Here is a 5,294-nt window from a genome sequence, read left to right on the forward strand (position 1 = left end):
GACGATCTCGAGGCCGCGAGGGAGTACCTCACCGACTATGTGCACTGGTACAGCACCGATCACAAACACTCCGGCATCGCGCTGTTCTCACCCTCACAAGTCCACAACGGCTCTTGGAAAGAGCTCTGGGACAAGCGAGACCAAGTCCACCAGGACTACTACGAACGACACCCAGAAAGATTCCGCCAACGACCCACCACACCGGCCCCCGCCCAACACGTCGGGATCAACCTGCCCGAGACCAAAACACCCCAAAAACTAGCCCAGTGACTCCACACAGCTTGACAATTTTCGGCTCTTGCAGATGCTGTCGTCCCGACTGAAACCTGGATGACGGCCGTTGAAGCCCCCGATGGCGAGGAGCTGATAGAGCGGGTATGGAAAACCCGCATCACGTGAGAGAGCGTCGCGGGAAAAAGTGCAGGATGTGAGAGAGCGTTGGCAGGGGGTAACGCAAAAGGCCCCAAGGATTGCATCCGGAAGCGTGCGTCAAAGCGACGGTGGGGCGCAGCACGCGTAGGACGTCAGTCTTGGGGCCTCAACCGTGAAAGGACTAGCGGGAGCGCTGGCGCAGGCGCTGCATGTCCAGGATCACTACGGCGCGGGCTTCGAGGCGGAGCCAGCCGCGCTGGACGAACTCTGCCAGGGCCTTGTTGACAGTCTCGCGGGAGGCGCCTACCAGCTGGGCCAGTTCTTCCTGTGTGAGCTCGTGGGCTACCAGGACGCCGTCCGTTGCCGGGCGGCCGAAGCGATCAGCAAGGTCCAGCAGGGCCTTGGCCACGCGGCCGGGGACATCGGAGAACACCAGGTCCGAGAGCGAATCGTTGGTGCGGCGCAGGCGGCGGGCCAGAGCCTGCAGCAGCTGCGCCGAAACCTCGGGGCGCGTCCGCAGCAGGGCGTTGAGGCTTTCGTTCTTCAGGCCCGCCAGGCGGGTTTCGGAGACTGCCGTTGCCGTGGCCGTGCGCGGGCTGGGGTCAAAGAGCGCCATTTCGCCGAACAATTCACCCGGGCCCAGAATGGCGAGCAGGGACTCCCTGCCATCGGGGGACGTGCGGCCCAGCTTCACCTTGCCGGAGACGATGAAGTAGAGCTGGTCGCCCTGGTCGCCCTCGCGGAATACCGATGCACCGCGGGAGAGGTCCACCTCGGTCAGCTCGTCCGTCAGCAGGCGGAATGCTTCGTCGTCGAGCGTGGCAAATAGGGGTGCTCGGCGCAGTACCTCGATGTCCATGAAATCTCCTGAATAAAAGTGTCGGCTGTGGCGCTTTTGCCATTGTTTCAGAATTTTCAAGGTTCTGTGACGTACTTGGCAGCGGAAACGCCGCTGACAGTGTCTAATGCGGGCACGATCCGGTGTCCGGCCCCGCCAGGGGGGGGTGATTTTTACATCCGTACGTGGGGCGAACCCGGCCCGTAGGGCGGGGGGAATGGCGCCCGCAGAATAATGTCAGCTTGCGCCACTAGAATTGGGACTCAACCGTATTAGAGGAGCGTCAGTGTTTGGTTTGACCGTTCTGGACCTGGCGCTGATCCTGGCCCTGCTCTCTTACCTGATCTATGGCCTGCGAAACGGCTTCCTGGTCACGCTCGGCGGTATCGCAGGCTTCGCCGCGGGCGCTGTGGCCGCATTCTTTGCCGTTCCACTGGTCAGCGGCTTCGTGGATGACTCCGGCTGGAGGCTGACCGCCATCGTGGCCGCCGCCGTCGTACTCATGGCTCTGGGCCATGGCCTCGGGACCATGATCGGGCGCAAAATCCGCGGCGCCGTGCGGATCAAGCCGCTGCGTGCGGTGGACCGGCTGGTGGGCGGGGCCGTCAACGTGGTGGTTTCGGCCCTGGTGATGTCCATGCTCGCCTTCAGCGTCAGCGCCCTGGGCGTTCCGTTAGTGTCGCAGCAACTGGCGGAGTCCAAAGTCATCCGGTACATCGACGGGCTGACGCCTGTCCCGTTGAAGACCACCATGGCGCAGTTGCGGTCCACGGTAATCGGCAACGGAATTCCCACGCTGCTTGAAGGCCTGGACCAGGGGCAGCCAGTAGCGGCGCCCAATGCCAGTACCGATACGCCGGCGCTGAACCTGGCCGCGCGGTCAGTCCTGAAAATTGCCGGAACCGCATACCAGTGCGGCCAGAACCAGACCGGCACCGGTTTTGTGGTATCCCCGGGCCGGGTTGTGACCAACGCCCATGTTGTGGCGGGTGTGTCGCAGCCGGTGGTTGAAATTCCCGACGGCGGTGCGATGCCCGGGCGGGTGGTGTACTTCGACACCCGGCACGACCTCGCCGTCCTGGCCGTGGACGGGTTGCCTTCGGAGCCGCTCGCCTTGACGTCCGACCTTCCGAACGGCAGCCCGGCCGCCTTCGCTGGGTATCCGCACGGCGGTCCGTTCAAGTCCAAACCCGCCACGGTTCGGGACATTACGTCAGTTCTGGTCCCCGATATCTACGGCGAAAACCCGACCCCCGAGGACATCTACCGGCTGGCGGGTGACGTCCAGCCCGGTAACTCGGGCGGGCCGCTGTTGACCATGGAGGGACTGGTGGCCGGCGTCATTTTCGCCAAGGCAACCTCGGACACCGAAATGGGATTCGCCATCACCATGGATGACCTGTTCCCGGTCGCGTCCCAGGCCGCAAGCCTCAGCGCTCCCGTCTCCTCCGGGCAGTGCATCCAGAAGTAGCCATGGCGGCCTGAGCCACCCGGCGCCCGGCTACAGCGTTTCGGCGAGGTAGTCGATGGCCAGCTTGTAGCCGAGAACCCCGGCGCCCACGATCACCGCGGCGCAGACGGGGGACAGGAACGAGTGGTGCCTGAATTCCTCACGCTGGTGCACGTTGGTGATGTGGACCTCGACTGCAGGCAGCTGCACCGCCGCCAGGGCGTCGCGCAGGGCCACAGAAGTGTGGGTGAAGGCGCCGGCGTTAAGCACAATCCCGACGGCGGTGCCACGGGCAGCGTGGATGACGTCCAGGAGCACACCCTCATGGTTGGACTGGACGCATTCCACGTTGAAACCGTGGGACTGCGCCGTGGTGGCGGCCAGCTGCTCCACGTCCGCGAGGGTGGAGGTACCGTACTTCTCCGGCTCACGGGTGCCCAACAGATTGAGGTTGGGGCCGTTGATCACAAGGATGGTGCCGCGTCCGGCAGCGGTGGTGGCTTCAGTCATGGATGCAAATCTAGCGCCTGGGACGGCCCGCCGCGCATTCTTACGATCAGTGCTTGCACGGCAGGCCATCTGGCGGTTACAGGGCTGTGAACCTCAGGACGAGGGCATGTTCCGGGTTGAGTACGGGCATGGGCAGGCCCACTTCGGCCAGGAATCGGCCGCGGGCTACTGCGCTGTCCGCCAGCCAGGCCGGGGCCTGGACCTGGGTGAAGGTGTGGGCGTAGTCTGCATCTGCCGGGGCTGGGAAGATGGCTTCTACCCGGTAGTCTCGGTCAGGTTCCAGGCCGGGGATGGTGATCCGGCCCGGCTGTTCTGCGAAGGCGGTGCGTGTGCTGACGAGGGCGAACAGGGCCGCGGTCGTTCCCTGGGTGGCACTACTGGGGGCCACCACGCCGTGGAGCATCAGGGAATCGTCTGCGATGTCGGCGCGGACCATGCGCCCGGAGTGGATCAGGGCGCGGTGTTCCTTGTAGAGGCCGATGAAGCGTTTGAGTTCCTCGCGCTCGGCGCCCTGGACGCTGCGGACGTCCCATTCCATGCCGAAGTGGCCGAACAGGGCGGTGATGGCGCGGAAGGACAGGTCGTGGGTGCGGGCCGTGGTGTGCGAGGTGGTGGGGCCGATGTGTCCGCCCACCAGCTCAGGCGGAACCACGACGCCGGTCCAGCGTTGGATGGTCTGGCGTTCGAGGGCGTCGTTGCAGTCCGAGGCCCAGATGCGGTCGGTGCGTTCGAGGATGCCGAGGTCCACGCGGGCGCCGCCGGAGGAGCAGCTCTCGATTTCGACGCCGGGGTGCGCCTTGCGGAGTTCGTCGAAGAGGCGGTAGGCGGCAAGGGTTTGTTCGTGGACGGAGGTGCGGCCGCCGTGGCCGTGTTCGAGCAGGTCCCGGTTCTGGTCCCATTTGAGGTAGCTGATGTTGTTCTCGCGCAGCAGGGCGTCGACACGGTCGTGGATGTACTGCCACGCGTCCGGGTTCACGAGGTCGATCACATGCTGGTTCCGCCATTCAAGTGGCAGGCGGCCGCCGTCCTTGTAGCTGTGGACGGATGGACCAACGATCCATTCGGGGTGTGCGCGGACAATATCGGAGTCCAGGTTGACCATTTCGGGTTCCACCCAGAGCCCGAATTCCATNCCGCGCGAGGTNACGGCGTCGATCAGGGGCGTGAGGCCGTCGGGCCAGAGGGTTTCGTCGACGTACCAGTCGCCNAGGCCGGCGTGGTCGTCGCGGCGGCCGCGGAACCAGCCGTCGTCGAGGACAAAGCGTTCCACGCCGAGTTCGGCGGCGGAGTCGGCCAGTTCGATCAGGGTGGACAGGTTGTGGTCGAAGTAGACCGCTTCCCAGACATTGAGCACCGCGGGGCGGGGCTTGCCGGCGGGCAGGCCGGTGGTGGCTGCGGGGAGCACGTGGTGGGGGCGGGATCGGAACCAGGTGTAGAANGCTTCGCTGATGCCGTCCAGGCCGTGGTCNGAGTAGGCGGCAAAGAGCGCCGGTGTGGTGTAGCTGGCGCCGGGTGCGAGGATGACTTCGGCCGGGCCCAGGAGTTCNGAGCCGCCGATCATGGTGCGGCCNTCGCCGATGCTGTCGGCGAACTGTTCGTGGTTGCCGCTCCAGGCCAGGTGCGTGGCCCAGACTTTCCCGTGGCGGTTGCCGAACCCTGCGGTGCCGGCGGCGAAGAGCAGTGAGGAATCGTGTCCGGTGCGGCCGTGCCGGCCGGTGCGGACCCAGGTGCCCTGCTGGATGGGGCGGCGCTGCGGGTGGCGTTCCCGGCACCAGCGCCCGGTCAGGTCAAGGAGTTCGACGGCGTCGGGTGCCACCGGGAGGACGGTNGCCAGTTCGTCGAGCTGGTAGGGCGTGGCGCCGTCGTTGGTGAGGGTGTGGCGCAGCTCCAGCAGGCCTCCCTCGTGCAGTGTCAGTGCGGACGAGACGGTGAGGCCGGCGTCGGGATCGGTCTGGACGATGGTGGCGGAAGTCCCCTCGGCGCCGGCGCTCACGACGCGGAGGCGGGCTGAGAAGTCGAGGCCGGAGACGCCGTCGGCGAGGCGGTGGCCGCGGAGTGCGGGACGGCCGCGCCAGCTGGACGATGCCTGCGGCAGGAGGCCGGCAGGCACGTTGGCGTCGATGG

At 66.0% G+C, this 5,294-nt stretch carries 4 protein-coding genes and 1 pseudogene; 2 read left to right on the plus strand and 3 right to left on the minus strand.

What is annotated here, in order from left to right:
• Positions 1 to 270, plus strand: a pseudogene (locus tag DAD99_RS11795) (hypothetical protein); the annotation flags it as partial.
• Between the two features lie 283 nt (positions 271 to 553).
• Here the strand turns inward: DAD99_RS11795 and DAD99_RS11800 are convergent.
• Positions 554 to 1,231 (minus strand): Crp/Fnr family transcriptional regulator, encoded by a 678-nt coding sequence (locus DAD99_RS11800; RefSeq protein ID WP_011693220.1) that lies wholly within the window; start codon positions 1,229 to 1,231, stop codon positions 554 to 556.
• A 265-nt stretch (positions 1,232 to 1,496) separates the two neighbouring features.
• On the opposite strand from DAD99_RS11800, the gene DAD99_RS11805 reads away from it, so the two are divergent.
• A complete protein-coding gene (locus DAD99_RS11805; RefSeq protein ID WP_193341688.1) occupies positions 1,497 to 2,681 on the plus strand; it encodes a MarP family serine protease in 1,185 nt (394 codons plus the stop codon).
• A gap of 30 nt (positions 2,682 to 2,711) precedes the next feature.
• Here DAD99_RS11805 and aroQ read toward each other — a convergent pair whose 3' ends face one another.
• Together aroQ and DAD99_RS11815 are read right to left on the minus strand one after the other, a co-directional pair.
• Complete coding sequence (aroQ, locus tag DAD99_RS11810; protein WP_193341689.1) at positions 2,712 to 3,170, minus strand: type II 3-dehydroquinate dehydratase; 459 nt, start codon at positions 3,168 to 3,170, stop codon at positions 2,712 to 2,714.
• Positions 3,171 to 3,246: 76 nt separating this feature from the next.
• Positions 3,247 to 5,294: alpha-galactosidase (locus DAD99_RS11815; RefSeq protein WP_193341690.1), on the minus strand; the 2,048-nt coding region annotated here is incomplete at its 5' end.

It is taken from the genome of Pseudarthrobacter sp. AB1 (genome assembly GCF_014926485.1).
GTDB lineage: Bacteria > Actinomycetota > Actinomycetes > Actinomycetales > Micrococcaceae > Arthrobacter.